At 28.6% G+C, this 26,703-nt stretch carries 27 protein-coding genes, 1 tRNA gene and 1 other RNA gene; 19 read left to right on the forward strand and 10 right to left on the reverse strand.

What is annotated here, in order from left to right; translation table 11 throughout:
* Nucleotides 1-100: 100 nt before the first annotated feature.
* On the reverse strand, nt 101-442 hold the full coding sequence (locus EPJ72_RS07860) for a transposase (protein ID WP_147731638.1): 342 nt from the start codon (nt 440-442) through the stop codon (nt 101-103).
* A gap of 339 nt (nt 443-781) precedes the next feature.
* Between EPJ72_RS07860 and EPJ72_RS07865 the strand changes: the two genes are divergently transcribed.
* The 9 genes from EPJ72_RS07865 (at nt 782) to EPJ72_RS07905 (ending at nt 8,205) form a co-directional block, all read left to right on the forward strand.
* The gene (locus EPJ72_RS07865) at nt 782-2,533 is read left to right on the forward strand and encodes a sulfatase (protein WP_242004962.1); all 1,752 of its coding nucleotides are present in this window, start codon (nt 782-784) and stop codon (nt 2,531-2,533) included.
* A 188-nt stretch (nt 2,534-2,721) separates the two neighbouring features.
* Nucleotides 2,722-2,958 carry a 4Fe-4S dicluster domain-containing protein gene (locus EPJ72_RS07870; RefSeq protein ID WP_147731639.1) on the forward strand — a complete coding sequence of 79 codons (237 nt, stop codon included), beginning with the start codon at nt 2,722-2,724 and terminating at the stop codon, nt 2,956-2,958.
* Nucleotides 2,958-4,013: a 3-methyl-2-oxobutanoate dehydrogenase subunit VorB gene (gene vorB / locus EPJ72_RS07875; protein WP_147731640.1), complete on the forward strand. Its 1,056-nt coding sequence runs from the start codon at nt 2,958-2,960 to the stop codon at nt 4,011-4,013. The genes EPJ72_RS07870 and vorB overlap by 1 nt, the downstream gene beginning before the upstream one ends.
* The gene (locus EPJ72_RS07880) at nt 4,010-4,744 is read left to right on the forward strand and encodes a thiamine pyrophosphate-dependent enzyme (protein WP_147731641.1); all 735 of its coding nucleotides are present in this window, start codon (nt 4,010-4,012) and stop codon (nt 4,742-4,744) included. Before vorB ends, EPJ72_RS07880 begins: the two co-directional genes overlap by 4 nt.
* Before the next feature lie 13 nt (nt 4,745-4,757).
* Nucleotides 4,758-5,312, forward strand: coding sequence for a 2-oxoacid:acceptor oxidoreductase family protein (locus tag EPJ72_RS07885; RefSeq protein ID WP_147731642.1), 555 nt, complete (start codon nt 4,758-4,760; stop codon nt 5,310-5,312).
* 205 nt (nt 5,313-5,517) lie between these two features.
* Complete coding sequence (locus EPJ72_RS07890; RefSeq protein ID WP_147731643.1) at nt 5,518-5,802, forward strand: YtxH domain-containing protein; 285 nt, start codon at nt 5,518-5,520, stop codon at nt 5,800-5,802.
* 23 nt (nt 5,803-5,825) lie between these two features.
* Nucleotides 5,826-6,218 carry a DUF948 domain-containing protein gene (locus EPJ72_RS07895; RefSeq protein ID WP_147731644.1) on the forward strand — a complete coding sequence of 131 codons (393 nt, stop codon included), beginning with the start codon at nt 5,826-5,828 and terminating at the stop codon, nt 6,216-6,218.
* Nucleotides 6,219-6,237: 19 nt separating this feature from the next.
* The gene (locus EPJ72_RS07900; protein ID WP_147731645.1) at nt 6,238-7,284 is read left to right on the forward strand and encodes a peptidylprolyl isomerase; all 1,047 of its coding nucleotides are present in this window, start codon (nt 6,238-6,240) and stop codon (nt 7,282-7,284) included.
* A gap of 12 nt (nt 7,285-7,296) precedes the next feature.
* Nucleotides 7,297-8,205 carry a hypothetical protein gene (locus EPJ72_RS07905; RefSeq protein ID WP_147731646.1) on the forward strand — a complete coding sequence of 303 codons (909 nt, stop codon included), beginning with the start codon at nt 7,297-7,299 and terminating at the stop codon, nt 8,203-8,205.
* A 440-nt stretch (nt 8,206-8,645) separates the two neighbouring features.
* Here EPJ72_RS07905 and EPJ72_RS07915 read toward each other — a convergent pair whose 3' ends face one another.
* Complete coding sequence (locus tag EPJ72_RS07915; protein ID WP_147731647.1) at nt 8,646-9,383, reverse strand: site-2 protease family protein; 738 nt, start codon at nt 9,381-9,383, stop codon at nt 8,646-8,648.
* A 100-nt stretch (nt 9,384-9,483) separates the two neighbouring features.
* Nucleotides 9,484-10,224, reverse strand: a complete 741-nt coding sequence (trmD, locus tag EPJ72_RS07920; RefSeq protein ID WP_147731648.1) for a tRNA (guanosine(37)-N1)-methyltransferase TrmD — start codon at nt 10,222-10,224, stop codon at nt 9,484-9,486.
* A gap of 138 nt (nt 10,225-10,362) precedes the next feature.
* Here trmD and EPJ72_RS07925 point away from each other — a divergent pair, with 138 nt between their 5' ends.
* The 3 genes from EPJ72_RS07925 (at nt 10,363) to EPJ72_RS07935 (ending at nt 13,620) form a co-directional block, all read left to right on the forward strand.
* Nucleotides 10,363-11,370 carry a hypothetical protein gene (locus EPJ72_RS07925; RefSeq protein WP_147731649.1) on the forward strand — a complete coding sequence of 336 codons (1,008 nt, stop codon included), beginning with the start codon at nt 10,363-10,365 and terminating at the stop codon, nt 11,368-11,370.
* On the forward strand, nt 11,363-12,664 hold the full coding sequence (locus EPJ72_RS07930; RefSeq protein WP_147731662.1) for a replication-associated recombination protein A: 1,302 nt from the start codon (nt 11,363-11,365) through the stop codon (nt 12,662-12,664). The genes EPJ72_RS07925 and EPJ72_RS07930 overlap by 8 nt, the downstream gene beginning before the upstream one ends.
* A 464-nt stretch (nt 12,665-13,128) precedes the next feature.
* The gene (locus tag EPJ72_RS07935; RefSeq protein WP_147731650.1) at nt 13,129-13,620 is read left to right on the forward strand and encodes a GNAT family N-acetyltransferase; all 492 of its coding nucleotides are present in this window, start codon (nt 13,129-13,131) and stop codon (nt 13,618-13,620) included.
* Here EPJ72_RS07935 and EPJ72_RS07940 read toward each other — a convergent pair.
* A complete protein-coding gene (locus EPJ72_RS07940; protein ID WP_199749276.1) occupies nt 13,617-14,150 on the reverse strand; it encodes a hypothetical protein in 534 nt (177 codons plus the stop codon). The genes EPJ72_RS07935 and EPJ72_RS07940 overlap by 4 nt on opposite strands.
* A gap of 17 nt (nt 14,151-14,167) precedes the next feature.
* Nucleotides 14,168-14,520: a transfer-messenger RNA gene (ssrA, locus tag EPJ72_RS07945) on the reverse strand.
* A gap of 105 nt (nt 14,521-14,625) precedes the next feature.
* Here ssrA and EPJ72_RS07950 point away from each other — a divergent pair.
* From EPJ72_RS07950 to EPJ72_RS07965, 4 genes are all read left to right on the forward strand, one after another.
* Nucleotides 14,626-15,183, forward strand: a complete 558-nt coding sequence (locus tag EPJ72_RS07950; protein ID WP_147731651.1) for a DUF4390 domain-containing protein — start codon at nt 14,626-14,628, stop codon at nt 15,181-15,183.
* Nucleotides 15,184-15,294: 111 nt separating this feature from the next.
* Nucleotides 15,295-15,975 (forward strand): NlpC/P60 family protein, encoded by a 681-nt coding sequence (locus tag EPJ72_RS07955; protein ID WP_147731652.1) that lies wholly within the window; start codon nt 15,295-15,297, stop codon nt 15,973-15,975.
* Between the two features lie 33 nt (nt 15,976-16,008).
* Nucleotides 16,009-18,105 carry an ATP-dependent zinc metalloprotease FtsH gene (gene ftsH / locus EPJ72_RS07960; RefSeq protein WP_147731653.1) on the forward strand — a complete coding sequence of 699 codons (2,097 nt, stop codon included), beginning with the start codon at nt 16,009-16,011 and terminating at the stop codon, nt 18,103-18,105.
* Between the two features lie 208 nt (nt 18,106-18,313).
* Nucleotides 18,314-19,498, forward strand: coding sequence for a cation:dicarboxylate symporter family transporter (locus EPJ72_RS07965; protein ID WP_147731654.1), 1,185 nt, complete (start codon nt 18,314-18,316; stop codon nt 19,496-19,498).
* A gap of 379 nt (nt 19,499-19,877) precedes the next feature.
* Here EPJ72_RS07965 and EPJ72_RS07970 read toward each other — a convergent pair whose 3' ends face one another.
* A complete protein-coding gene (locus EPJ72_RS07970) occupies nt 19,878-21,053 on the reverse strand; it encodes a dicarboxylate/amino acid:cation symporter (RefSeq protein WP_147731655.1) in 1,176 nt (391 codons plus the stop codon).
* A gap of 112 nt (nt 21,054-21,165) precedes the next feature.
* On the opposite strand from EPJ72_RS07970, the gene EPJ72_RS07975 reads away from it, so the two are divergent.
* The 3 genes from EPJ72_RS07975 (at nt 21,166) to EPJ72_RS07985 (ending at nt 23,892) form a co-directional block, all read left to right on the forward strand.
* A complete protein-coding gene (locus tag EPJ72_RS07975; RefSeq protein WP_147731656.1) occupies nt 21,166-21,600 on the forward strand; it encodes an EamA family transporter in 435 nt (144 codons plus the stop codon).
* An 87-nt stretch (nt 21,601-21,687) separates the two neighbouring features.
* The gene (locus EPJ72_RS07980) at nt 21,688-22,686 is read left to right on the forward strand and encodes a DUF2157 domain-containing protein (protein ID WP_147731657.1); all 999 of its coding nucleotides are present in this window, start codon (nt 21,688-21,690) and stop codon (nt 22,684-22,686) included.
* 78 nt (nt 22,687-22,764) lie between these two features.
* The gene (locus EPJ72_RS07985) at nt 22,765-23,892 is read left to right on the forward strand and encodes a restriction endonuclease subunit S (protein ID WP_147731658.1); all 1,128 of its coding nucleotides are present in this window, start codon (nt 22,765-22,767) and stop codon (nt 23,890-23,892) included.
* 374 nt (nt 23,893-24,266) lie between these two features.
* Here EPJ72_RS07985 and EPJ72_RS07995 read toward each other — a convergent pair whose 3' ends face one another.
* The 4 genes from EPJ72_RS07995 to EPJ72_RS08010 all read right to left on the reverse strand — a co-directional run bounded on the left by EPJ72_RS07995 (nt 24,267) and on the right by EPJ72_RS08010 (nt 26,064).
* Nucleotides 24,267-24,689, reverse strand: a complete 423-nt coding sequence (locus EPJ72_RS07995; protein ID WP_147731659.1) for a DUF2752 domain-containing protein — start codon at nt 24,687-24,689, stop codon at nt 24,267-24,269.
* Nucleotides 24,689-25,675 carry a VWA domain-containing protein gene (locus tag EPJ72_RS08000; protein ID WP_147731660.1) on the reverse strand — a complete coding sequence of 329 codons (987 nt, stop codon included), beginning with the start codon at nt 25,673-25,675 and terminating at the stop codon, nt 24,689-24,691. Before EPJ72_RS08000 ends, EPJ72_RS07995 begins: the two co-directional genes overlap by 1 nt.
* Before the next feature lie 65 nt (nt 25,676-25,740).
* Nucleotides 25,741-25,941 (reverse strand): hypothetical protein, encoded by a 201-nt coding sequence (locus EPJ72_RS08005; RefSeq protein WP_041747917.1) that lies wholly within the window; start codon nt 25,939-25,941, stop codon nt 25,741-25,743.
* Between the two features lie 38 nt (nt 25,942-25,979).
* A tRNA-Leu gene (locus EPJ72_RS08010) sits at nt 25,980-26,064 on the reverse strand.
* Between the last annotated feature and the right edge of the window lie 639 nt (nt 26,065-26,703).

Consider the following 26,703-nt stretch of genomic DNA (forward strand, 5'->3'; position numbering starts at 1 on the left):
AGTTCTCAAACGATATAAAATACTTTCTACTCGATATCGAAATCATTTACAAAAGTTAAATACAAGATTTTTTATATTAGCATCAATATATAATTATCAGTTAAAAAATGACTTTTGAAACAAGTCTATTCTCTATAGCTGTAACACCTATCTTAATGCCTTCACGATTTAAATATGCTTTAATATAATGCTTACCTCGATATTCTTTAGTATAGAGTTTAATAATTAAATTAATAGCTTCTTGATTATTAAAGATATTTGGGGAAGTTTTTGGTCTAGTGCTAAAATTGGCGACAGTTCCAGTGTCTTTATATTTTTTAAGCCAAGCATAAAAAGTAGATTTGGGTATTTCTTCTATCTTTAGAAATCTTTTAATATTTTTAGTTTCTAATGCTTCATCCACTATAAATAATTTAAATTCTGTGCTATAATCTTTTTTCATAGTAGTATCCTTTATTTATTTTCTATATCAAAATATTATAACAAGGATACTGCTTTTTTTAAACTAAAAAATGTCCAATATCTCACACTCCTAAACAGTTTCTAATGCTTCATCCACTATAAATAATTTAAATTCTGTGCTATAATCTTTTTTCATAGTAGCATCCTTTTTATTTGTTTTATGTTCAAAATATTATAACAAGGATACTGCTTTTTTTATACTAAAAAATGTCCAATATCTCATACTCCTAAACAATTGATTTTTTATGTCTATTGAATAAAAAATATTTTAATATATAATTCTCAAAATATAAATTTTATAAAATAGTGCTGGATAGTAATGTATAATATAATAAAAAATAATTTTTATTTTATTTCTTTTTTTATAATATTAATATTGTATTTTTTATTAATAGATTTTTTATTTCCATTTATGTCTTTAGGGAGCTTTGAGTTTCATATAATTGATATAATATATGTTTATTGGTTTTCCGTGATAGCGTATAATATATGTGATTATATACCAACAAAAAAAAGGCTTATAATATCATATTCTTTTGTAATTGTTGCTATATTTTCTTTTTTTAGTATAGAGCCTCTAGGTATCTCTGTAGTTACAAAACCTTTGTTTTTTACAGATATGCCTGATTTATACCCTGCATTAATAGAGGTTGTGCCTTTATATTTACAAATTATAACTATAGCTTCAACTATACTTTATTTCTCTTTGCTTATAGCTTTTGCTTTATATTTTATATATAGACTTTATAAGATGTATAAAATAAAAAGAGTAAAATCTATTTCTTTAATAGTTATTGTAATATTAACAACATATTTATCATTTTTTAGACCTGTAAAGATTAATTCAATTTATGCTAATTATTTTGATATAGCAAACAGCAAAGGAATAATAAACACAATAAGTCATAGAATATATTTTGATAAAGAATATAATAATATAGAATGCAATCTTAATAATGTAAGAAATGCTATTAATTTATTAAATCAGAGGAACATAGATATATCAAAATTAATAATGCCGTATAGTGATGATACAGTTACAAACAGAAGTGTATTTTTAATATATTTAGAATCTTTTTATGATTATAGTCATTTTGCAGGTTTGTTTGATAAAGACCCTTTTCCAGAGGAATATAGAAAGTGGGCTAAAACTTCATCTAAAGTAGGACCAAATGACGGGAACGGAAGTTTATTTGCAAGGCTATCTGGTTTAACTGCTAGCTCCCCTATATTTCCAAAAAAGCCTGATTCTACTATCATCACTAAAACTCTTCCATTTTTGTTTAGAGATAAAGGGTATAATGTTATAGCTTTAGAAGAGTCTGGAATAACTTATTATTTAGATAAATTATTTCCTAATATTGGTGTTGAGAAAACAGTATTTAATTTAGGAATTACAAATATCAAAAACTATATTAAAGACAATATTTCAGATTATAGTGTTTTTGTTACAGGCTTTACATTTTTGGGACATGCCAATACCCATGTAAATAATGATTTAAATTTCGCTTCAAACAATCAAAGGTTTATGAGAAAGATAGATAAAAAAAATAGAGCTGTTTTAGTAGAAACTCTTGAAAACTCAGCAATGACAGCAATAGATATAATAAAAACAAGAGATATTATATTAGAAAAATATCCAGATGCTATAATCATATTTAAGCATGACCATTTATATCCTTATTTAAAAAATATAATATACAATTCTTCTATAGATGAAAGCATAAAGCTATCATTTTTAACTTCATATGCTGTAAATCCGCTTCTTATATGGAATGGAAAAGACGGTGCTTATAAATTACCGGATGGTTTTCCTCCAGAGAATATTCCAATGTTTATAGCGGTAAATACTAAACTTGATTATACAAATAGTTTGATAGAGCTTTTATACAAAGAAAATACTGATAATATAATAAGATTTTATAATAGCTTTTATACTAATATTTATGGTAATATAAGACGCATAGAAGTTGATAGAGATAGCTTATCATATAAATATAATCATGCTCAGAGGGTGATATCAGAAGACATATTCAGAGGAAGTAAGTATTTTAATTCTTTAATAGACTAAAAACTAGACATTTATTACTATAAATAATAGTTATATATTATCATTCATAAATTTTATTAATCATTTATAATAAATTCACTATTTTGACAAACATTATTTTTTTAATATACTAATTATAGGTAAAGAAATTTCGTTGTTAAAGAGTATAAGTAATTATTATAATTTTTCAAAAAATAAATGGAGGTAATATGGCTAAAGGTCGTGTTATTATTGATAGTGAGCAGTGTAAGGGCTGTTCCAATTGCGTATCTGTATGTCCCCCCAAGATATTATATTTAGATAAAGAAAATATGAATTCTTGGGGGTATTATCCTGCAGCGGTTACAGATATGGATAAATGTATAGGCTGTGCTAACTGTGCTATGATGTGCCCTGATATATGTATAAAAGTAGAGAGACTTGATGAGAAGAAGGAGGGTAAATAATGGCTAGAAGTTTGATGAAAGGCAATGAAGCTATGGCTACTGCGGCTATTGCTGCAGGATGCAAATGTTTTTTTGGATATCCTATTACACCGCAAAATGAGATACCAGAGTTTATGTCTAAGGCTATGTATGAATCAGGCGGTGCTTTTGTGCAGGCAGAAAGTGAATTAGCAGCTATTAATATGGTTTATGGTGCGGGAGGTGCTGGGGTTCGTGCTATGACATCATCATCATCACCGGGGATAGCTTTAAAACAGGAGGGAGTATCATATTTAGCTGGTTCTGAGATTCCTGCTGTTATACTTAATGTTATGAGAGGAGGCCCCGGACTTGGAGGCATACAGCCTTCTCAGAGTGATTACAATATGATGACTCGCGGAGGAGGAGATGGTGATTATAATTGTCCTGTTTTAGCACCTGCCAATTTACAGGAAGCTGCAGACATGATAATGGAAGCTTTTGATATAGCTGATTATTATAGAATACCTGTTTATGTGGCTGCTGATGGTTTAATTGGGCAGATGATGGAGCCTGTAGAGATTATATATAAACCTAAATATGAATTAAAAGAGAAGACTTGGGCTACTAATGGAACAAGAGGTAAAAGAGAAAAAAATATTATTAATTCACTTTATTTAGATCCTGAATTACTTTATGAACATAATGTACATCTTCAAGAGAAATATAATGAAATAAAAGAAAAAGAAGCAAGGGCAGAAAAATATCAAACAGAAGATGCAGATATTATACTTGTTTCATACGGCACTATGTCTAGGGTTGTTAGGGGAGTTGTTGATACATTTAGAGCCGGAGGAAAAAAAGTAGGTATGATTCGTCCGCAAACTTTATGGCCTTTCCCTGTAAAAGCATTTAATAATCCGCATTGCAAAATGTATGTTTCTATAGAGATGAGTATGGGGCAGATGGTTGATGATGTGAAATTAGCTATTGAATGTAAAGTACCTGTTAAATTTTTGGGTAAAGCTGGGGGATTAGTTCCTACTTCTTATGAGATAATGGATAATGTTATAGATTTTGCGGGAGGTATTCTATGATAGTATTTGAAAAATCTAAGGGGCTTACAGACAGCAGAACACATTATTGCCCCGGTTGTATGCATGGAACATCACAGAGAATAATTGCAGAGTGTTTAGAAGAATTAGATGTATTAGACAGAGCAGTTGGTATAGCTTCTGTGGGTTGCTCTGTACTTGCTTATAAATATTTTAATTGCGATATGCAGCAGGCGGCACATGGCAGGGCTCCTGCGGTTGCTACTGGAATAAAGAGAGCTATTTCTGACAGCGTGGTATTTACGCTTCAAGGCGATGGAGATTTGGCTGCTATTGGTACTGCTGAGATAATTCATGCTGCAGCACGCGGTGAAAACATTACTGTTATTTTCTTAAACAATGCTATTTATGGTATGACTGGAGGACAAATGGCTCCTACAACTCTTGAAGGTCAAAGAACAACCACTACTCAGGCTGGAAGAGATTTCCATAGAGCTGGTAAGCCTATAAGAGTTTGCGAGATGCTTGCTACTATTGAAGGTGCTACTTTTGTTGAGAGGGTTGCTTTGGATAGTCCTGCAAATATTAGAAAGGCTAAAATGGCTGCAAAAAAAGCTTTTGAAAATCAGATTGCTGGAAAGGGTTTTTCTATAGTAGAAATGCTTACAAGCTGCACCACCAACTGGGGTATATCTCCAATAGAATCGCATAAATGGATAAGAGAATATTTGATTCCTCATTATCCGCTTGGCAATTTTAGAGATGATGGTTAATTAAGGAGGAAATATGAGTACAGAAAGATTAATTTTTGCAGGTTTTGGCGGACAGGGTGTTATGTCTATGGGGCAGATGATTGCTTATGCGGGTATGATGGAGAATAAGCATGTTACTTGGTGTCCTTCTTACGGACCTGAGATGCGCGGAGGTACTGCTAATTGCTCTGTGGTTGTGAGCGATGAACTTATAGGCTCTCCTATTGTTTTGAATGATGCTACCGCTGCCGTTATAATGAACCTTCCTTCTTTAGCTAAATTTGAAAAAGATGTTATTCCTAATGGGGTTCTTCTTATTAACTCTTCTTTAATAGAAAAAAGATCTTCAAGAAATGATATTCGCGTTGCTTATGTGGAGGCTAACAAGATAGCAGGCGATATTGGTAATCCTAGAGCTGCTAATATGGTGATGCTTGGTGCTTTGCTTACACTTCAAAATATTGTTTCTTTTGACAGCATTCAGCAGGCTTTCTTAAAAGTATTTGGTGAGAGAAAAAAAGAGTTCTTGCCGGGAAATGAAAAGGCTTTGAATGCGGGCAGAGATGCTGTTAAAAATTTAGTTTCTTAAAAATGAAATATTAAAAACTATCATTTAATTATTTTAAAAAAGCTCTGTTTTTATAATAGGGCTTTTTTAATTTATTTTTTATGATAATAATATATATAATAATAATAATTGTAAAAAATTTATATTTATTCTATGTTGACAAAAAGACTAATTACATTTAATATCTTATAAGATAATTATATAATAAAATCAGGAGGATATTTTTATGACTAAAGGAATATTTTCTTTTATACTTGGAGTAAGTGCAGGTGTTGCATTAGGTTTATTATTTGCTCCAAAAGCTGGTGAAGAGACTAGAGAAGATATTAAAGAAACTATGGATAATATTAAATATAAAGTAGATGATTTATATCATAGAGGAGTTATTAAGACTTCTGAATTATATGAAAAAGGCAGAGAAAAAACTTCTGAATTATATGAGAAAGGCAAAGAGAAAACAGCAGATTTTTTAGATAAAAGAAAAAAGAAATCTGAAGAAGCTGATGCTTAATTTTTAATAGTTACTTAAATAATATGAATGATATCACTTTTCAATTAAATGTTATTGCTATATCATTAGCTTTTATAGCTATAGCAATATTAATATTATCTTTAGCTATATTTTTTGTATTGCTCGCTACGCATTTTAGGTTTAACAGCAGATTTGATAAAATATTAGACAATATAGAATCTATTAGTGAAAAAGTTAATAATATAGCATTATTTGTAGAATCTGAGACTGATAGAACAAAAAAAAGTTTATCGGATGTGCATGATGCTATAGACAATGTTACTAGCAGTTTTTATGGTATTACAAGCTCTTTAAGAGATTTAACTTCCAATTTTAGTATTATGAATATAATAAACTCTATTATTGGTCTGTTTAAAAGCAAGAAAAAATCTGATGATGATGAAATAAATTTTTAATTTGCAGGAAATTGATTGTATGAAAAAAATTTTGTTAATAACCTCTATACTATTTATTTTTGTATGCTCACTATATTCCAATGAAGATTTTGCAATAAGAATAAAAGATTCTCAAGGTAATATAAAAAAACTTATAACTAAAGATGAATTTCTTAATGATATAACTAATTTAGTTACATTAAGAGGCGGTAATGAAGAAGCTGTTAATATGATTATTACAAATGAACTTCAATTATGGCAAGTAGCTAATCAGATAATAGAGCAGGAAGTTTTATATATTAAAGCTGTAGAAGAAGGTTATGACAAAGATGATGATTTAATAGCTAGAATAGAAAAAGAAAGAGATAATCAAATAGTACAATTATATATGCAAAAAAAAGTACCTAAAGATTTTAGCGTTGTAACAGAGGCTGAAAAGAGAAGTTTTTATAACACTAATAAAAATCGCTTACCACCAAATGTTACTTTTGATCAGCTATCTCTTCAAATAGAATATGCCATCATTCAAGAGCGTATGCGTAATGAATATGATAGAATAATAAGAAATGCAAAAACTAATTATACTAAATTCGAATATTCTTCTACTAAAGACCCTTGTATTACAATAGAAGAAACAACTATACCATTATCTAGATTTAATGATATGTTTAATGAAAACTTAAAACAAGCTGGGGATAATATACCGCCTGCATTAAAAGCACAAGCGAGAGATAGTATGTTTAATGCTTTTGTAGCTATGGAAATCATGCTTTATGATGCTAAAAAAACAGGGTTTTATGATACACCAGAGGCTAAATCTTTGGATAATCTAATAACAAGAAATGCTGTTACTGCTAACTATATAGATAAAACTATAAGAGCTAAAATACCTAAGCCTACCGAAGAAGAAATTAATCAGGCTTATAAACAATATGGAGCAATATATAAAATAGATTCTCTTCCATATCAGGAAGCTCAAAAAGCATTAGAGACTTTAGTAATAGAAGCTAAAACTCAGCAGATATATCAAGTATTAATTGCTCAGCTAAGATATGGTTACAGTATAGAAAAAGACTTATCTTTATGATATACTTAGAAAATGAAAATCAGAATATTTTTTATATTAATAATATTAGTTTCCGTTAGACAATTATCTCATGCTGCAAGAAATGATTTTTATTTTGATATATCTCCTCTAATAGAAAAAAATAAAATGTTTTCTGTTGGTATAGGAGGCATATATTATGAATATAACTCTTGGTTTCAAAATTATAAATTATATATAAACGATTTATCCGACCAAAATATTAGTAAAAGAAATTTATCATTTACATTTATGCCGTATTTTATGTTAAGACCTATTAATTTTGTAGAATTAGGAGTATCTGCAAGTTTTACATATCAAAGGCAAGATACAAGACAAGATTTAACAGGGCTTACTAATATGACTGATTTTTTTAGTTTTGATGCCATTAATGCAACAGCTAAAGTAACATTTTTGGATTGGTATTTATCATTAGGTGCTAAGGTGGGTATGAGCTATAATTTTTCTAAAAGTATTTTGGGTGAAAATAGAGATGCCTTTAATTTTAACGGTGCTTTTTTACTTGGAATAGTGCCTAAGGTGATACCGCTTAATGTATTATTTGCTTATGTATTTGATACTAGAGATAATTTAAAAAGTGATATATTGGAATTGGGTGAAATAATAGGAGGAATTGAGTTAATAACATCTCCTTTTATGACATTATATACAGGGGTGAGTTATGTTTTTCCGTATCAGCCTAAAAATAGAGATTATAGTTATTTAGAGCCTTTTGTAAAGTTTAAAGCTACAATATCAGATTTTTTATATATGACTATCACATACAGAAAAATTGTGCTTGGTAATGGAAATGTACCAAACACATCAACGGTTGATTTTTCTATAGAGTATATGTTCTATGGCCCGGGTGATTGGTGGTATTTAGGAAGACCAGAGGATAAAAGAAAGCAATACGACTACTAGTTTTTAAGTTTTTTATTAGCTTTTTTAAGCATATCAAAAATACAGATATTATTTTATATTAATACATATTCCAATGTATAGAGTTTAATATATTTGTACTTTCGCGAAGCGTACCCGAAGGGTAAAAACTTTTTGCTACGGGAAAAAGTTGACAGAAAATATTTTTATGTTTTTTATTCTCGGGGGCTAGCCCCCGCACCCCCAGTTCTTTTATTGGTATAAAAGAACCAAAAGAACTGCATTAAAAAATAGCTTTTAAGCATATCAAAAATATAGATATTATTTTATATTAACACATATTCCAAACATATAAAGCTAAAACATTTGCACTTTTTGGTTCTTTTTGCGGCGGGAAAAAGAACGATAAAAAAATTATATAAAATAATCGTTTTAATAATGCATCAATTAAAAATAAATACATTCTTAAATATATATGGTAATTATATAGAAAATAATGCATTAATAGAATTGCCCAATATATATGTTGCTATGGTTTGTATAAAAGAAAGTATAGTTCTTAGTATTCCAAAGAAAAGCAAAGCATATAATATTAAAAAACCATAAGGGTATATTCTGTCATAAGTATTTTTGCCTTTATTCGATAAGAAAAATCTCAATATCCAACCGCCGTCTAATGGAGGGAAAGGAAGCAAATTAAAAAACATCAGCATTATATTAATCATATAAAACATTATAAGCATTGTAATTACAATCGGCAATGCATTTGAAAATATATTAGTAAGTATGTTTGAATTCTCTTGTAATGCCATTATTAATTTATATATTACAAAAGTGCCGTCCACAGGAAAAGCTAAAATCTTTATTATAATAAAAGAAGCACTAGCAAGCATTAAATTAGCAAAAGGCCCAGCAAAAGACACTAAAGCCTGATCCCTTTCAAAGTTAGAAAAATTCCTTGAGTTTACAGGAACTGCCTTCATCCATCCAATAACAGGTATACCAGTAATGGCAGCAAGCAAAGGCAATACAACGCTTCCAAGTATATCTATATGAGCAAATGGATTTAATGTCAATCTTCCTAAACTTTTAGCAGTGTTGTCACCAAAAAAATAAGCAACCCTAGCATGAGAATATTCATGCATACTAGCCGATATTATAAAAACAACATAGGATATTATTCCTATTGATAATCTATTAGCAAATATTTCACTTACCATTTTTATTATATTCTCTCTCTATTCTTTTATTTAAATTCTTTTTTAGTAAATTTTCTTAATAATAATATATTAAAAACAATGTAAATGTCAAAAAGAAAAATTATAATGTTTTATTAGTTTTCTCTATTAAATAATTAAATATAGTCTTTATGTCTTTTTTTGTTAAATCAATATTTTTAAACATATCAGAGCGATTAATAAAAGTTTTTATAATGCTTCTCTCTCTTCTATATTCATTTATAAGTTTATGATTACCAGAAATTAAAACATCAGGCACTTTCATATTATCTATTTCAAAGGGTCTAGTATATTGTTCGTATTCTAAAAGACCATTAGCATTCTCTTCAAAAGTATCATTTACCACAGATTCGCTATTATTAAGCACACCCTTATATCGGCATATTGCATCTACAATCAAAAGTGCAGGTATCTCCCCTCCGCTTAAAACATAATCTCCTATGCTTATAGATTCATCAGCATATTTTTTTTCAACTCTATAATCTATACCTTCATAATGCCCGAGTATTAATGTGAGATGTTCTTTTTGTGAAAGTTCTTTTATCTTTTGCTGTGTTAAAGTTTTCCCAGACGGAGAAAACATTATAGTATGCCCTTTATTGTTACTTTCAAAATATTTTTTAAAAATAGTGTAAGTCATAATCATACCAGGACCACCGCCATAGGTATAATCATCGCATTTTTTATAATTGCCCTCTCCAAACTCACGCATATTAACAATATTAATATCAACGGCATTACTTTCTTTTGCCATGTATATTACTCCGCTGTTTAAATGGCTTTGATAAAAGTCTTCAAAAAGTGTAAGTATATCAATTATCATCAAATAAAATCCAACACATATATTATATTTTTAGTATATTATAAATGGTTTTTTTATAAAAATATATAGATAATTATTTTTTAAAGCCGAAAATTAGTAATGTAATACTATAATCTTTTTTATAAAAATGGTAGAAAAATGAAAATATTTATAAATGACAAAGAATTATCATTTACATTAGAAAATGAACAAAATGCTTATGATGTATTAAAGGGCGTAGAAGAGTGGTGCAGCTCTAATAATTTTCTTATTAATAAAATTATAATAGATAATAATGAGCTTCACCCATATATAGATGAAGAATATGAGAAGATTCTTATAGAAAATATTGACAATATATATATAGAAGCTCTTAGTAATAGCGAATATTATTTATCTAGCCTCAATTCTATAATGGATTATATTAAAAAGATTGCTGTTACAGATTCTGCTATTTTAAGTGAAAAAGATATGGAAGATTTAAAAGATGGATTTGCTTGGATATTGGACTCTATCCCTAGGGTGATATTTCTTTGCAATATGAGTTTGGAAAGTCATAATTCAATGCATTTACTAAAGATGCTTGAAGTAAAATTAGAGAGATTAACATCTTTAACAGAAAAAAATGAAGATATAGAAAAAATAAGAGATTATTTTAATGACGATGTTAAACCTTTTATCAATGATAAATTAATGCCTGCTATGGAACTTATTATGGAAGATGCTAAAATTAATACTATAATAATGTTCTCTAATAATATTAATTCTGATAATGCTTTATATAAAATCGGCACGCTTCCTAAGTTTTATGATTTTATAATAGAACTATTAGATAAGATTGTAAGCAAACTTCAAACAGGAAATGATAAAGAAGCATTTTTGTATGCAGAAAAATTTTCAAGAGTGGTAAGTTTCTCTTTTACAATACTTTCAAAAGTGGCAGATATATGCTCTATAGATTATAACAATATAAAAATAAATAAAATAAGTCTTTATGATTCTATAGAAGATTTTAACAGTATGATGAATAATGTTTTAGAAGCATTCTCTAACGAAGACTATATATCTATAGCAGACATATTAGAATATGAAATAAAAGATAAATTAAAAGACATTATTAATTATATACCTGTTGTAGAGGAATACATTGAAAAGCTCAATGTTTGATTTTACAGAAGAAGACAACTCTTTTCTTCCAATGGCAGAGCGTATGCGTCCTACTTCTATAGAGGAAGTTTATGGGCAAAAGCATATACTCTCAGAAAATAAAACTCTAAGAAAAATGATTGATAAAGATAAAATCACTTCTATGGTTTTTTTTGGTCCTCCGGGAGTTGGAAAATCAACTGTTGCTTCTATAATTGCAAAAAAGACCAAAAGAGAATATATAAAATTAAACGCTGTACTTTCTAATGTTTCAGAAATTAGAGAAGCTATTAAAAAGGCAGAAAAAAATCTATCCAACGAAAAAAAGACAATACTTTTTATTGATGAGATACATAGGTTTAATAAATCTCAGCAAGATGCTTTACTTCCTGCTGTAGAAAATGGAACAATTATTCTTATTGGAAGCACAACTCAGAATCCTTATTTTTATTTAACTAATGCACTTCTTTCACGCATAATGCTTTTTGAGTTTAAGAACCTTGAAGATGAAGACATTAGAGAGGCAGTTGTTAATGCCATAAAAGATAAAAGAGGGCTTGGCGAAGAAGATATTGATGTGGAAGAGAAAGCGATAGATTTAATAGTAAAGTTTTCGCATGGAGATGTGAGAAAGGCTTTAACATATCTTGAAACATCATACTTAGCTACACAAATAGATGAAACAAAAGAAAGACTCACAATCACAGAAGAGATAGTAAAAGACGTTACAACCAAGCAGGCATTAAACTTTGATGAAGATGAACATTACAATACCATTAGTGCTTTTATAAAAAGTGTGAGAGGAAGCGACCCTAATGCAGCTATTTATTATTTGGCAAGAATGCTTGAAGCAGGAGAAGACCCAAGATATATAGCAAGACGTCTTTGTATATTAGCTTCTGAAGATATAGGACTTGCAGACCCTAATGCACTTAATATGGCTTCATCACTTCTTAATGTAGTGGAGTTTATAGGAATGCCGGAAGGAAGAATACCGCTTGCAGAGGTTACTATATATTTAGCACTTTGTCCGAAATCTAATTCGGCATATAACGCAATTAACAAAGCATTAAAAGATGTGAGAAACGGAGAGCTTTATTCTATACCGAATTACTTGAAAGATAACAATTCAGCATCATTCGACAGAAAAAGCAACGAAGATTATAAATATCCTCATGATTATCCTTATCATATAATAAAGCAGGACTACTTAGAAAAAGGTATTAGAAAGAATTATTATGAAGCGGTAGAAATTGGAGAAGAGAGAGAGCTTAAAAAAAGATATGAATGGATAATTAAGCATATATATGATTAGTGGTATTCAGTAAGGTTATTATTTTTTAATATGATATTTTAAGTTTTTTGTTTATGGTGGCTTTGCCCCCATACCCCCACTTCTTTTATTGGTATAAAGGAAGCAAAAGAACTGCAATTTTTTATCTAAAATATTTGTATTATCTTATTATATATCACTAAAATATTAGCTATAGTATTTGCACTTTTTGGTTCTTTTGACGAAGTCCGCACCGCGAGCTGCGGGAAAAAGAACAATAAAAAAGTTGATAAAAAATAATTATTTTAATATATTCTAAAATTTTTTAAGTATATCAAAATTTAGTTTTATATTTTATTGTTTTCTGGTACTAGCCCCGTACCCCCACTTCTTTTATTGGTATAAAGGAAGCAAAAGAACTGCATTTTTACACAAAAATACATCTATTATTTTATACTTTATAATATATAATAATTTTAAACAACAATATTAAAGGAAAATACATTATGACTATAAGAAAAACAACAGACAATGATACAGATAAACTCTTAGAAATATTCGATTATGCCAGAGAATATATGAAAGCAAATAATAATCCAAATCAATGGGCAGACGGCTACCCTTCAAGAGAAAATATAGAACAAGATATTCAAAAAAATGAAAGTTATGTATGTTTAGATGATGATAATAATATAATAGCAACATTTTGTTTTTTTGTGGGCATTGAAGAAGATTATAATGAAATATACGAAGGCAAGTGGCTTAATAACAATAAATATGGAGTTATACACAGAATAGCAACTTTAAAAAATCAAAAAGGAGTAGGCTCTTTTTGCATGAAATACTGTTTTGATATATGCAAAAATATGAGGGTAGATACACATAAAGACAATATACCAATGCAAAGGCTTTTAGAGAAAGAAGGTTTTACAAAATGCGGTATAATAAAATTAAGAAGAAACGGAGCAGAGAGAATAGCTTTTCAAAAAGTGAATTAATTTTCTATTTCGTTATCGTACCATTCTGTATTGCCAAGATTTTCTTTTAATACTTCTTGTAAGCCATCTAATTCATAGTAACCTAATAGACCATCATCATCATATAATTCAACCGATACTGAATCAAGAAATATTTTAATTAAATTATTAGCCCTCACCCCATTTTCTGTATTTATACCTATACCAATACCAGCAGAATTCTCATCTTGAACAATATCTTCATCAGTAACCGAATATGTAATATAATTATTTGACTTTTTCTTTATACGCAAATCATAACTATTTTCTGTTGTTATTGTATCGCTATAAAACATTACCGCAGCTATATTATAATTGTTATATACAGAATAAAAATCATCTACAATTGAAGTATCTAATCCAACACCTAATGCAGAATCGTTTTCAATATCTTCATTAAGAATAAACATTAAATCACCATTAATATTAACTTCCCACTGAGCGAATAATGAAATAGAAAATATGCTAAAGATAAAGAAAACCAGCAAAGTGAATTTAATTATACTTTTCATAAAAAACCTTCTAATAAAATTGGAGATGGCGGGACTCGAACCCGCGTCCTACGAAGCGCCCCATATTCGTCTACATAGCATATCTTATCTTTGAAGTTTCACTCTACAGGTAAAAGACAAGCAGAAAAACTATAAAGCTAGTTTGAGTATACTTAATATTAGGCTCAAACGGCACCTAATACAAGTTCTATGTGTTTCGACACCGATAAAGCAACCCATAGACAAATCACTAAACCAGCGACAGCTTCAATTAAGCTGCAAGTGCGTATTCGTCTGCACTTATATTTTTAGTATGATATTTACGTGCATATACCAAGCACGGCTATGCAAAATATGACTCAACCATCGCAGTCGAAGCCGGAGCATCCCCTTTCAAAGAACATATATACATTATTATAATATTTTTTTTTATATAGTCAACACTTTTATTTATAATACTTTACTTTTATACTAATTTAAGTATAATTAAATAGTTATGAAATATTTACTAATACTATTTGTTATAATAAGCTTTCAATTATATCCTTATGAATTAAGACTACACTTTGCAAGGGCAAATATTTATGATAACACCTTATACGCTAATGTCTATATAGGAAATGATATGAATTTTTATAGTAATATAAAAAGATATTTAGACAATGGCATTATTACTATATTCAACTTTAGAGTTAATCTATTTAAAGAAAATTTGATATTAGATGATAGTATAAAAGATGCACATTTCTATAGAAGAATGTATTATGATTTTTTTACTAAAGAATATGCTATATATAATTCTCTAACTATGGCAGAAACAAGAAATACAAACTTTTATGAATTAATTAGAAATACTAGTCAAATAAATAGAGTAGAGATTATCAATACTACTAATCTTGATGTAAACAGCAGATATTATTTTAAAACTAGACTTTCAATACAGTTTGAAAATGCTTATCCATATTTAAATGCTTTTTTTAATATGATTACACCTCTTCAATATAGAATAAAATGGTTAAAATCTAATAATTTTTATTTAAATGAATTGTCATAATAATTTATATTTTCTTATATTATTTATAGGTAAAAATCCGATTTTGTATTAAATAAAGTACCTTGACTTTTTGTAAATATTTTATAAAATTATTTTTTAATTAGAGGAATTATGCATTATTTTATTAGTATATTAATTGCTTTAATGTTTTCAAGCTATTCATTTGCACAAAATTATGGTTATGATAAAAATTATCAATCATACTTAGATGAAAATGGCGTAGAAATAGATGATAAACAAAAAAATAAAGTTAGAGAAGATATAAAGAAGTGGGCTAACTTTTATTTACAAAAACAATATAAATATAATGAAAGAGTTGAATTAACACATCCAACTACAAAAGAGAAGAAAAAATTCAATTTTGATTGTTCTGGTTTTGTAACAGCTGTTTATTGGAGTTCTAATATAGCAGTATTTGAAAAGCAAGCCATAATGGATGTTAGCGGTGTAAAAACAATATATTCAACACTTTCAAAATATAAGAAAATATATAATGACGGCATGCCGAACATTGGTGATATAGTGATGTTTGACAGAACTACATCAGATACAAAAAAACTCACGCATGCAGGAATAGTGGTTGATGTGGATAGGGAAGAAGGAACTGTAACTTATGTACATGCCTCTACAAGCAGAGGACTTGTTGAAGGCTATATAAATTTAAAATATCCTGATTTAGCTAGAAAAGACGGCAAAGTTATTAATAGCTATCTTAGAAGAGGAGGCGTAGATTCGCTTGCATCAAAATGTTTTAATAGTTATGGTACTATTTTAGATATACCTTTAGAATAAATTATATATAAAAGAGATTTTTTTGGAGAATATATGGCTAACAATAAAAAAAAGAGTATGAATAGAAGAAACAACATTCCTCAAAGCGGGGGCGGAAATCAGATTATTATAATACTGCTTCTTACTATGGTAGTAGTAATGGCAATAATGTATTTTCAGAAGACTCCTCAAGTTAAGGCTCATGAATGGGATTATTCTACTGTTGTAGAGAAAGTAAAAGAGAAATCTGTTACAGAAGTTACTATAGTTGATCAATATATAAAAAATGGTAAAGCTGTACAAACGCTTAATGGTAAAGTTACAGAGATAGATTTTTATTCTTATATACCTTTTTCTGCAAGCGGTTTTGCAGATTTTCTTATAGAGAATAATGTAAGGGTTCGCGGAGAGGCAGAGAAACCTAGTTATTTAAGTGTAATATTAGTAAATTTGCTTCCTATACTTGCTATAGGATTTTTACTTTGGTTTTTTATGTTTAGACAGGTTCAAGGTTCAAATAACAGAGCTATGAACTTTGGAAAGAGCAGAGCAAGACTATTAACAAAAGAAGATGTAAAAGTAACTTTCAAAGATGTTGAGGGCTGTAAAGAGGCTAAAGAAGAGCTTCAAGAGGTTGTGCAGTTTTTGAAAGATGCTAGTAAATTTACGAGGCTTGGTGCTAAGATACCAAAAGGCGTATTATTAGTAGGCCCTCCGGGTACTGGTAAAACTTTGCTTGCTAAGGCTGTTGCAGGTGAGGCTAATGTACCTTTCTTTAGTATGTCTGGTTCTGAGTTTGTTGAGATGTTTGTTGGTGTTGGTGCTTCAAGAGTAAGAGATTTATTTGAACAAGGCAAGAGGTCTGCTCCTTGTATTATATTTATAGATGAGCTTGATGCTGTGGGAAGAACTAGAGGAGCTGGATACGGAGGCGGTCATGATGAAAGAGAGCAAACTCTAAACCAAATGCTTGTTGAAATGGACGGCTTTAATACTGACACTAGAATTATAATTTTTGCTGCTACTAACAGACCTGATGTACTTGACCCTGCATTGCTTCGTCCGGGTAGATTTGACAGACAGGTTGTTGTTGATTTACCTGATGTTAAAGGAAGAGAGGGGATATTTAAAGTACATGTTGCTAAGATACAGCATGACCCTTCTATAGATTTGTATCATCTTGCAAGAGCTACTCCTGGTTTTTCTGGTGCTGATATTGCTAATATGGTTAATGAGGCTGCTTTAATTGCGGCTAGAAACGATAAAGAGAGAGTAGAGCTTAAAGATTTTGAAGAGGCTCGTGATAAGGTTATGATGGGGCCTGAGAGAAGAAGCATTCTTATAAGCGAAAAAGAAAAACTTAATACCGCTTACCACGAGGCAGGTCACACTTTAATGGCAGTGCTCCTTCAAAATACTGATGCTTTACATAAGGTAACAATTGTACCTCGCGGAAGAAGCTTGGGTGCTACTTGGACACTTCCTTCTGACGGAAGATATACTCTTCAAAGAAAAAAAGCTATTGATGAGATGTCTTTGCTTCTTGGAGGACGCGTTGCTGAAGAGTTTAAATTTGGCGAAGATTCTGTTACTACTGGTGCTTCTAATGATATAGAGAGAGTTACTGAACTTGCTAGAAGAATGGTTTGCGAATGGGGTATGAGCAGGCTTGGTCCTATTGCTTTTGGGCAAAAAGAACAGCCTATATTCTTGGGTAAAGAAATTGCTAGGCATAAGGACTATAGTGAAGAGACTGCTCAAAAAATTGATGAAGAAGTACATAAGTTTGTTATTAAGGCTTATGAGAGAACTAAAAAATTAATAGCTGAAAATGCTGATAAGTTTGAAGCATTGTCTAGAGAGTTATTTGAAAAAGAATCTCTTGACATAGAAGATATTGAAAGAATATGTGAAGTTAAACTTGATAGAGTAAAAGATAAATTAGTTTATGCAGGTAAAGACCCTAAAAGAGGAACTGATGAGCTTGAGGATCCTTCAGCATATCAAGACGGAGAAGTAAAAAGCGTTAAAGATGAAGTATTTTCTACTCCTATAAAACCTCTTAAAGACGAAAAATCTTCTAAAAAAACTTCTTCTATTAATAAAAAAATATCTTCTACTAGTAGAAAAAAGAAAACTGAAGAAGAATAAATATTGTATTAAAATTAAATAAAACTACGGTATAATTTCTTATATCGTAGTTTTTTATTACTATTCATAATATGTATAAAATGTGTTATATATATAGTAATTCAGAAATATATAAACCGAAAATAAAACTTTTAGTAAAATAATTAATTGATTGAATGAAAAAAATTCTATATACTGTACTCATAACACTTACTTATGGAGTTTCAAAATGAAAAAAATTGGTTTGCTGCCTAGAATTATTATTGGTATAATTTTAGGTATTTTAGTGGGCATGTATCTTCCTAGTCCTGTAGTAAGAATATTTGTAACTTTCAGTTCTATATTTAGTTTATTTTTAAACTTTATTATACCACTTATGATAGTTGCTTTTATAGGATACGGTATTGCCAGCCTTACAGAGGGTGCTTCAAAACTTATTGGAATTACTGTGGCTATATCTTATGGTTCTACATTATTAGCAGGAAGCATTGCTTTTTTAGTAGCTTCAAATCTTTTCCCTACCCTTTTGGGTTCTGCTGCTTTAAGCAGTGTAAAAATTGAATCTGGATTAGACAGTTATTTTTCTATACCTCTTAAACCTTTATTTGATGTTACATCTGCTGTAGTATTTGCATTTATACTTGGTATTGGTATTACAATGCTCAGACCTAAGAAACAAGGAGAAGAGTTATTTTCTATAGTAAGAGACTCTGAAGAGGTTATACAGGCTGTTCTTAAAAATATAATAATACCTTTATTGCCTATACATATTTTAGGTACTTTTGCTAATTTAGCTTATGCAGGCAGTATACAACATATACTTGTAATATTTGGTAAAGTATTTGCTGTTGTTATTACATTACACATACTTTATATTACAGCTTTATTTATAATATCTGGAATTATAGGGCATAAATCTCCTTTAATGCTTATTAAAAACCAAATTCCGCCTTATTTCACTGCTGTAGGTACTCAAAGCAGTGCTGCTACTATACCTGTTAGCTTAATAGCTGCTGAAAGAAATGGTGTTAGCGAGCAGATTAGAAATTTTGTTATACCGCTTTGTGCTACTATACACTTGGCTGGTTCTATGATTACTTTAACTTGCTGTTCTACTGCTGTTATACTCATACTTGGACAAAACCCTACTTACGGCTCAATACTTCCTTTCATACTTATGTTAGGTGTGGCTATGGTTGCTGCTCCGGGGGCTCCTGGTGGTGCTGTTATGAGTGCTTTGCCTTTCTTCTATATGATTGGTATTACTGGAGAAGAGTTGCAAGGATTAATGATTGCTTTATATTTAACTCAAGACTCTTTCGGTACAGCTGCTAATGTTTCTGGAGATAATGCTATTGCTGTATTTGTTGATTGGTTCTACAAGACAAAAATTAAAAAAGAGGCAGCTGCTTAAAAATTATTAGTAATTAAATTAATTAATACGAAGGGTAGTTTCTAATGGAGCTGCCCTTTTTTGTTTCTATAATTTTTTATAGAATTAAATTTATAGATTTTTTAACGCACGGTTGACAATCACTTGTATATAATAAAATTATGTTATTAATTTTATTATATTTTAAATTTCGCTTACCGTGCGGTTAAATATGTTTTTAAATTTAAAAAACACTTGGGCGGGCTTGCTTTTTTTTAATAAGCAATAAAATTAATAAGACTTAAATATTCTAAATAAAGTATATAAAACTAGAGGGCGGGGTTTTATAGTAAATTTTAAAATATAAAAAAGAGGCTCAAATATTCATTCAAACCCCTTTTTTGTATTATGTGATTAAAATTTAGCTATTCTTTCTAAATATTCCTTGAAGTATTAAAGCCAAAGCACCGTCTCCTGTAACATTACAAGCAGTACCAAAACTATCTTGTAAAGCAAATATAGCAAGTATCAAAGCAGTACCATCATCATTAAAGCCAAGTACAGATATAATAATACCCAAAGAAGCAACTACAGTACCTCCAGGAACACCTGGAGCACCTACAGCAAATATACCAAGCAATATTATAAATAAAATCATAGTGCCAACAGGAGGCAAACTTCCATACAATATTTTAGATATAGTCATAACGAAAAAAGTTTCGGTTAATACAGAACCGCATAAGTGTATAGTTGAACCCATAGGTATAGCAAAGTCAACAATGTCTTTATCCAAGGCATCAGATTTGCTTGCACATTTTAAAGCCACAGGCAAAGTAGCAGCAGATGACATAGTACCAACAGCAGTAAGATAAGCAGGTCCATAATGCTTAAATACTCTTACAGGATTTTTCTTTGATACAATACCTCCGATACTATATAACAATGCAAGCCATATAAAGTGTCCAACAATTGCTATAAGTATTATTATCAAAAATATTGGTATACTTTTAATAACTGTGCCCTCATAAGCTAAAGTAGCAAATGTACTTCCAATATAAAATGGCAATATAGGTACTACTACTGTATTTACCAAAAATAGTATTATATTATTAAGTTCGTCTAGTAAATTTTCAAAATACTGTGATTTAGTTTTTACAACAGCCACTCCTCCGCATATTGCTAAAAATAATGCAGTAATTACTGGAAATACTGGGTTAATATCTAATTTAAATATTATTTCTGGCAACTCTTTTCCGCCTGCCACATTAGAAGCTATATTCAAATTAGGTATTATTGCATATCCTGCAATAGTAGAAAACAAAGCAGCTCCCACAGAAGAGAAATAAGCTAAAGCAAGCATAACTCCCAACATCTTATTAGCTTTACTTCCCATTCTTGTTATAGCAGGTGCAATAAATCCTAAAACTATTAATGGAACCATAAATGATATTACTTGATTTAATACATATTTTATAGATTGTATTACATTAATGAAACCTTCATTAGAATATGTACCTATTAGAATTCCTACAACTATCCCTATAAACAGTTTTATAAGCAAATAGTCTTTTTTTTCTTTTTTGATAGCATCTTCCATAATATTCTCCTAAAATAATTTTATACATATAAGTATATGTAATTTTTTTAAAATGTATATAAGATTTAAGAAAAAATTATACGATATATTTTATTAAGGATATTTTTTTATTATGTCAATTTTTTATGCACTATTATCATCAATATTTGCTTCTCTTACAGCAATACTAATAAAACTTGGACTTAAAGATATTAATTCTAATTTAGCTACAGCAATAAGAACCATTATAATATTATTTATGTCTTGGATAATAGTATTTTATATAAATAAAATAAACTCTATAAACACAATGGAAACTCTAAAAAACTTAAATAATAAAACTTTAATATTTATAATACTTTCTGGTGCAGCAACAGGGCTCTCTTGGCTATTTTATTTCAAAGCACTTCAAATAGGAAATGTTAATAAAGTTGTTGTAATAGATAAACTCTCTATAGTATTTACAATTATATTTGCAAGTTTATTTTTAAAAGAGGTCATATCATTAAAAATTATAATAGGAGTTGTATTAATAGTATCAGGTACATTGATTATAACTTTAGATTAATAATTAGTAGTTATTAAATAACTGCTAATTTAAAAAAATTATAAATATGTTAAATTATTAATATAAAAATATTTTTTAATATTAACTATGAAGAGCAAAGAAAGATTTATATTAAAAGAGATAAAGAAATGGTATAAAGATAGCCTCATATCTGAAGAACAATTAAAAACATTATCTTCAAAATACAATAACAATATATATTTAGACTGGCAGCCTATAATAAAATCAATAATGATAACAGGTATAGTATTAGTGATGATTGGTTTTATAGCATTTATTAGTTTTTATATATTCTCTCTTTATTTTATAGCATTTTTATTTACAATTCTTTTTGTATCAGGATTCATAATTAATGAAATAATGATAAGAAAAGAAATAAATCTTCCGAAAACTTCTGCTGTAATAGTGGCATTATCTTCTATATTTTTAGCCTGCGATATATTTACAATTTATTATATAATATTTGAAAATAAAAATAATTATACAATAATATTTTTAATCACTATAATAATATTTTTTATAATAGCATATATTAAAAAAAATTATATAGTGCTTTCAATAGCATTAATATCAGCAATTACATGGTATGGTTTTGAAGGGTTTGATTTCCCTTATATTGATTCTTATATTTTTAATATTAATAATTATATAAGACTTATTTTAATGAGCTTTGCAATATTTTTATTAGGAATTACAGATACTAATGTAAAAATACTTGGAAATAAATATTATCTATTTTCAAAAATATTTTACACAATTGGAATATTATATCTAAACATTGTATTAGCAATTATGAGCATATTCGGCACTTATGATACAGTGATATTATTTAAAGACAACAAAACAGAAACTATAACATACAGCATAATATTTTTAATAACAGATATTATAATTCTTAGTTTGGGTATAAAAATAAAAAAGATGTCTATAATAAAATATTCTATATTTTTTATATTGGCTAATATGTATATAAGATATTTTGAATATTTTTATTTATCTATAAACAGTTGGATATTTTTTATAATACTTGGGGTAATAACAATTTTAATAGGAATAGTGATAGAGCGAATAATACAAAACAGTTAGTGTGTTTTATTTAAGTATTTTTAGTATGTAAAAAATGTAATTGAGAAAAATAGTATAATTGTTTATAATATTTTTAATATGAGCACCCTAAAAGAACTTTTAAATAAACACTGCCCCAACGGCACGGAATATAAAACATTAGAAGATGTTTGCAGTATTTATACAGGAAAACAATTAAATAGAAAAAATATGATAAAAGAAGGGTATCCTGTAATTAACGGCGGAGTATCGGCATCAGGTTATACAGATAAATATAACGAGGAAGAAAATACTATTACAATAGCACAAGGCGGAAATGCAGGATTTGTAAACTTTATTAATACTAAATTTTGGGCAGGAGCTCATTGTTATGTAATAAAACCAATTATCGAAAATATAAATAATAAATTTTTATTTTATGTACTGAAAAATATAGAAAAATATATAATGAGTTTAAAAACAGGTACTACAATATTAGGATTACAAAAAATTAAAGTACTAACATTAAAAATTCCTATACCGCCGATAGAAGTACAAAAAGAGATAGTTCGTATATTAGACACTTTTACAAAATATCAAGATTTATTAAATAGAGAATTAGAATTAAGAAAAAAGCAGTATGAGTATTATAGGGATAAGCTGCTGACTTTTGCCGAAGGTACACAGCCGTGCGGAGACAAGGTTGAGTGGAAAAATATTGATGAAATTGTTAATATTTTAGATAATTTAAGAAAACCTGTTTCAAAAGATAAAAGAACAAAAGGTAATTATCCTTATTATGGTGCTAATGGAATTCAAGACTATGTTGATAATTATATTTTTGATGGTACATTTATTTTAATGGGAGAAGATGGGAGTGTAATAAATAAAGATAATTCACCAGTTTTAAATTGGGCTAGTGGTAAAATATGGGTAAATAATCATGCTCATGTTTTATTTAATGAAAATATTGATATATTAAGATTTGTATTTTATTATTTACAAACTGTTGATGTTAGTAGTATCGTAAGAGGTACACCGCCAAAAATCAATCAGCAAAATTTAAGAAGTATAAAAATCCCAGTACCGCCGTTAGAGGAGCAGGAACGTATTGTAAACATATTAGACAAGTTTGATGCTTTATGTAACGACATCACTAAGGGGCTTCCTGCTGAGATTGAGATGCGTAAAAAACAGTACGAATACTACAGAGATAAGCTCCTAACTTTTAAGGAGAAGAATAAATAATTGTGAATAAAAAATCACTCCCCCGCACGCCTGAAAAGTTATGATAAAAGTATAGCATCACCGTGCGGTAAGCCGCTACGGCGAATACTTGAAGGAGAAGAAAAAATAATTTTGTTCATTAAAATATTTTTTAAGTTTTTTGTTTGTGGTGGCTTTGCCCCCACGCCCCCAGTTCTTTTATTGGTATAAAAGAACCAAAAGAACTGCATTTTGATTAAATCTATTATATATTTACAAAGATATAATATTATTTTATTTATATTTTTTAATATAAAGTTATAATATTTGCACTTTTTGCAACTTTTTGCGGCGGGAAAAAGAACAATAAAAAATAACAAAATATAATTGTATAGGTATTAGTAAAAAACAAAAAATTATTTTTTTGCTAAATTCAAAATTTCCAATATAGTGTAAACATGACTATCATAGTTATATGTAAAAGGCTCTCTATATGGAAAACTATTTATAAACCTAAAAATATACACGCCTATAAAAATAATTATTAAACAAGTTATTAAAAAATTGTTATTATATATACTATCAAATATTTTTATTTTTCTTCTAAAAGCTATTATAACAAATAAAAATGCAGGCAAAGGAAATAGAGGGTGATATTTTAATGCATTTTTAAAATCTAAATTAAGTGCATGTATATAAGCTCTTGTCATGCCGCAGCTTGGACATGGAAAACCAGTAGTTGCTCTAAATAAGCATAAATTTTCTACAGGCAATTTTTTATTAAAATTAACACAAAATATTAAAACTAATAATATACAAAATTTTAAAAATCTATCCATTATGGTACAATCAAAAATCTTGTAGAAGATAATATAATGCTTAATGCAATACATATTAAAGCTATTATAATAAATGGTTTATATAGTTCATTGTATTGAATAAGATTATCATCTGTAATTGGTTTTTTTTCTAATCTGTCTATTGTATTATAAACATTATCTAATGCAGAACTTGTTTTTGCATTGAAATATTTTCCGCCTGTTATGCTTGCTATTTCAATTAATGCTTTTTCATTGAGTGTAAAATCTGCTCTAATTCTTCTTTTGCCGTAATTAGGGTCTGTATATGTTACCCAAGCATGACTTCCCGCAGCATCACCAATACCTATTGTATAAATTTTAATATTGAAGTTAGACGCTATCTCTGAAGCAAGTTTAGGGTCTATCTCTCCAGAATTATTTTCTCCGTCTGTAAGAAGTATTATCACTTTTTCAGCATCATCTTTCACACTCCTAAGCACATCAACCGCAGTAGCAATTCCAAGCCCAATAGAAGTAGAGCCCTCTTCATCAATTTTTATATTTCCGATTTCTTTTTCTAATGAAGTATAATCAAAAGTAGAAGGTGAAAGCACAGAAGCCCTTAATGCAAAAGCAACCAAACTAATTTTATCGAAATTTCTTTTTTTTATAAAATCAGCCATAGTTTTTTTTGAAGCCTCAAGCCTTGTAGGAAGCATATCCTCGGCCATCATAGAAGGAGATATATCAACTACCATAGATATATATATACCCTCTCCGTTAATATTAGCACTGCTGTCTACCGTAGCAGGACGGGCTAAACCTATTATTGAAAAAGTTAAACCTATCATTAAAAGTATAAACGGTATATCTTTGGCATAATATTTTGATTTTAAAGTATGTGCCATGCTTACACGCGGGTGCTTTACAGAATAGAGATGATTTTTTCTAGTTTTTATATATATAAAAGTGATAATAGGTACAATCAATAATAATAATAAAAATTGCGGATTAACAAACAGCATTAACTACTTCCATTTTAATATTTAGTTTATTATATATTAGAATGTACAATAAATCTATATGATTTTTAGGAATTAGCTTTATATAGAAAACCTGTTACTATAGTGATGATACCAATAAGCATAGTAAAAGGAGCGAGGAAACCTAATATACCTTCAGGATTTTTGCCAACTAATGCGATTAGAAGGAAGCTAAAAGCGAAAATTATAAGCCCTATAACTAGTATAATAATATTTTTTTTAGAAAGTTTATCTTGATTATTTACCATAAAAATTATTAATGAGTTTCTCGAGTTATTTGGTATTTTGCTCGGAGCCGGAATCGAACCGGCACGGTCGCAAGGACCAGCAGATTTTAAATCTGCTATGTCTACCAATTCCATCATCCGAGCTAGTTGCTAAGTATTATAGCATAACACAAAAAAAAATGCAAATTTATTTTGTGTTTTTACAGCTAACAATTATATTTTCTCAATTTTTATATTTTTAAAAATTAGCACTTCATCAACTTTTATTGCGGTAAAAGTTTATAAAAAATAATCTAATAAAATTATTTATATGCACCTCCATCTATTATTTTTCAAATTTTTAATTTATATAATTACTTAATTATAAATTAAATTATTATCAAGTTGAAAATTTAATACATAATAAATAGCATCGAAAGTTACAATTTTATTTAGTGGACAAAACAATTGAATAGTAATAAAATCATAAAAAGTAAATACTGCAATTTAGATTTTATGTTTTAATTAAAAATAAAATTATATAATTTCTTTTGCTTAATAAAAAAGTACACAACAAAGTTATTATAAAGTTCTAAATTTTAATAACTGCATGGTTAGAAAATTTGCTGCATAGTATTAGAATTAAGCATTAAAAATTATGTTAACTATATTTGTATTTTGTCATGGAGCCATAGATATTGTACTTTTACTTGCTATAATATTTTTGATTCTTTCTTTGATTGTAATATAACCTAGCGAAGAAATCAATCTTTGATTGTTATAAAAATGTGTATATTCTTTTAA

Source organism: Brachyspira pilosicoli (genome assembly GCF_008016535.1).
GTDB lineage: Bacteria > Spirochaetota > Brachyspiria > Brachyspirales > Brachyspiraceae > Brachyspira > Brachyspira pilosicoli_A.

Coding starts and splice junctions, on each gene's coding strand:
- EPJ72_RS07975 (WP_147731656.1), top strand. CDS start 21,166: ATGTCAATTTTTTATGCACTATTATCATCAATATTTGCTTCTCTTACA.
- EPJ72_RS07860 (WP_147731638.1), bottom strand. CDS start 442: ATGAAAAAAGATTATAGCACAGAATTTAAATTATTTATAGTGGATGAA.
- EPJ72_RS07915 (WP_147731647.1), bottom strand. CDS start 9,383: ATGGTAAGTGAAATATTTGCTAATAGATTATCAATAGGAATAATATCC.
- EPJ72_RS08000 (WP_147731660.1), bottom strand. CDS start 25,675: ATGCTGTTTGTTAATCCGCAATTTTTATTATTATTATTGATTGTACCT.
- EPJ72_RS07950 (WP_147731651.1), top strand. CDS start 14,626: ATGAAATATTTACTAATACTATTTGTTATAATAAGCTTTCAATTATAT.
- EPJ72_RS07885 (WP_147731642.1), top strand. CDS start 4,758: ATGAGTACAGAAAGATTAATTTTTGCAGGTTTTGGCGGACAGGGTGTT.
- EPJ72_RS07955 (WP_147731652.1), top strand. CDS start 15,295: ATGCATTATTTTATTAGTATATTAATTGCTTTAATGTTTTCAAGCTAT.
- EPJ72_RS07970 (WP_147731655.1), bottom strand. CDS start 21,053: ATGGAAGATGCTATCAAAAAAGAAAAAAAAGACTATTTGCTTATAAAA.
- EPJ72_RS07985 (WP_147731658.1), top strand. CDS start 22,765: ATGAGCACCCTAAAAGAACTTTTAAATAAACACTGCCCCAACGGCACG.
- EPJ72_RS07890 (WP_147731643.1), top strand. CDS start 5,518: ATGACTAAAGGAATATTTTCTTTTATACTTGGAGTAAGTGCAGGTGTT.
- EPJ72_RS07865 (WP_242004962.1), top strand. CDS start 782: ATGTATAATATAATAAAAAATAATTTTTATTTTATTTCTTTTTTTATA.
- EPJ72_RS07870 (WP_147731639.1), top strand. CDS start 2,722: ATGGCTAAAGGTCGTGTTATTATTGATAGTGAGCAGTGTAAGGGCTGT.
- EPJ72_RS07935 (WP_147731650.1), top strand. CDS start 13,129: ATGACTATAAGAAAAACAACAGACAATGATACAGATAAACTCTTAGAA.
- EPJ72_RS07940 (WP_199749276.1), bottom strand. CDS start 14,150: ATGAAAAGTATAATTAAATTCACTTTGCTGGTTTTCTTTATCTTTAGC.
- EPJ72_RS07880 (WP_147731641.1), top strand. CDS start 4,010: ATGATAGTATTTGAAAAATCTAAGGGGCTTACAGACAGCAGAACACAT.
- EPJ72_RS07980 (WP_147731657.1), top strand. CDS start 21,688: ATGAAGAGCAAAGAAAGATTTATATTAAAAGAGATAAAGAAATGGTAT.
- trmD (WP_147731648.1), bottom strand. CDS start 10,224: ATGATAATTGATATACTTACACTTTTTGAAGACTTTTATCAAAGCCAT.
- EPJ72_RS07995 (WP_147731659.1), bottom strand. CDS start 24,689: ATGGATAGATTTTTAAAATTTTGTATATTATTAGTTTTAATATTTTGT.
- EPJ72_RS07905 (WP_147731646.1), top strand. CDS start 7,297: ATGAAAATCAGAATATTTTTTATATTAATAATATTAGTTTCCGTTAGA.
- vorB (WP_147731640.1), top strand. CDS start 2,958: ATGGCTAGAAGTTTGATGAAAGGCAATGAAGCTATGGCTACTGCGGCT.
- EPJ72_RS07965 (WP_147731654.1), top strand. CDS start 18,314: ATGAAAAAAATTGGTTTGCTGCCTAGAATTATTATTGGTATAATTTTA.
- EPJ72_RS07895 (WP_147731644.1), top strand. CDS start 5,826: ATGAATGATATCACTTTTCAATTAAATGTTATTGCTATATCATTAGCT.
- EPJ72_RS08005 (WP_041747917.1), bottom strand. CDS start 25,941: ATGGTAAATAATCAAGATAAACTTTCTAAAAAAAATATTATTATACTA.
- EPJ72_RS07925 (WP_147731649.1), top strand. CDS start 10,363: ATGAAAATATTTATAAATGACAAAGAATTATCATTTACATTAGAAAAT.
- EPJ72_RS07900 (WP_147731645.1), top strand. CDS start 6,238: ATGAAAAAAATTTTGTTAATAACCTCTATACTATTTATTTTTGTATGC.
- ftsH (WP_147731653.1), top strand. CDS start 16,009: ATGGCTAACAATAAAAAAAAGAGTATGAATAGAAGAAACAACATTCCT.
- EPJ72_RS07930 (WP_147731662.1), top strand. CDS start 11,363: ATGTTTGATTTTACAGAAGAAGACAACTCTTTTCTTCCAATGGCAGAG.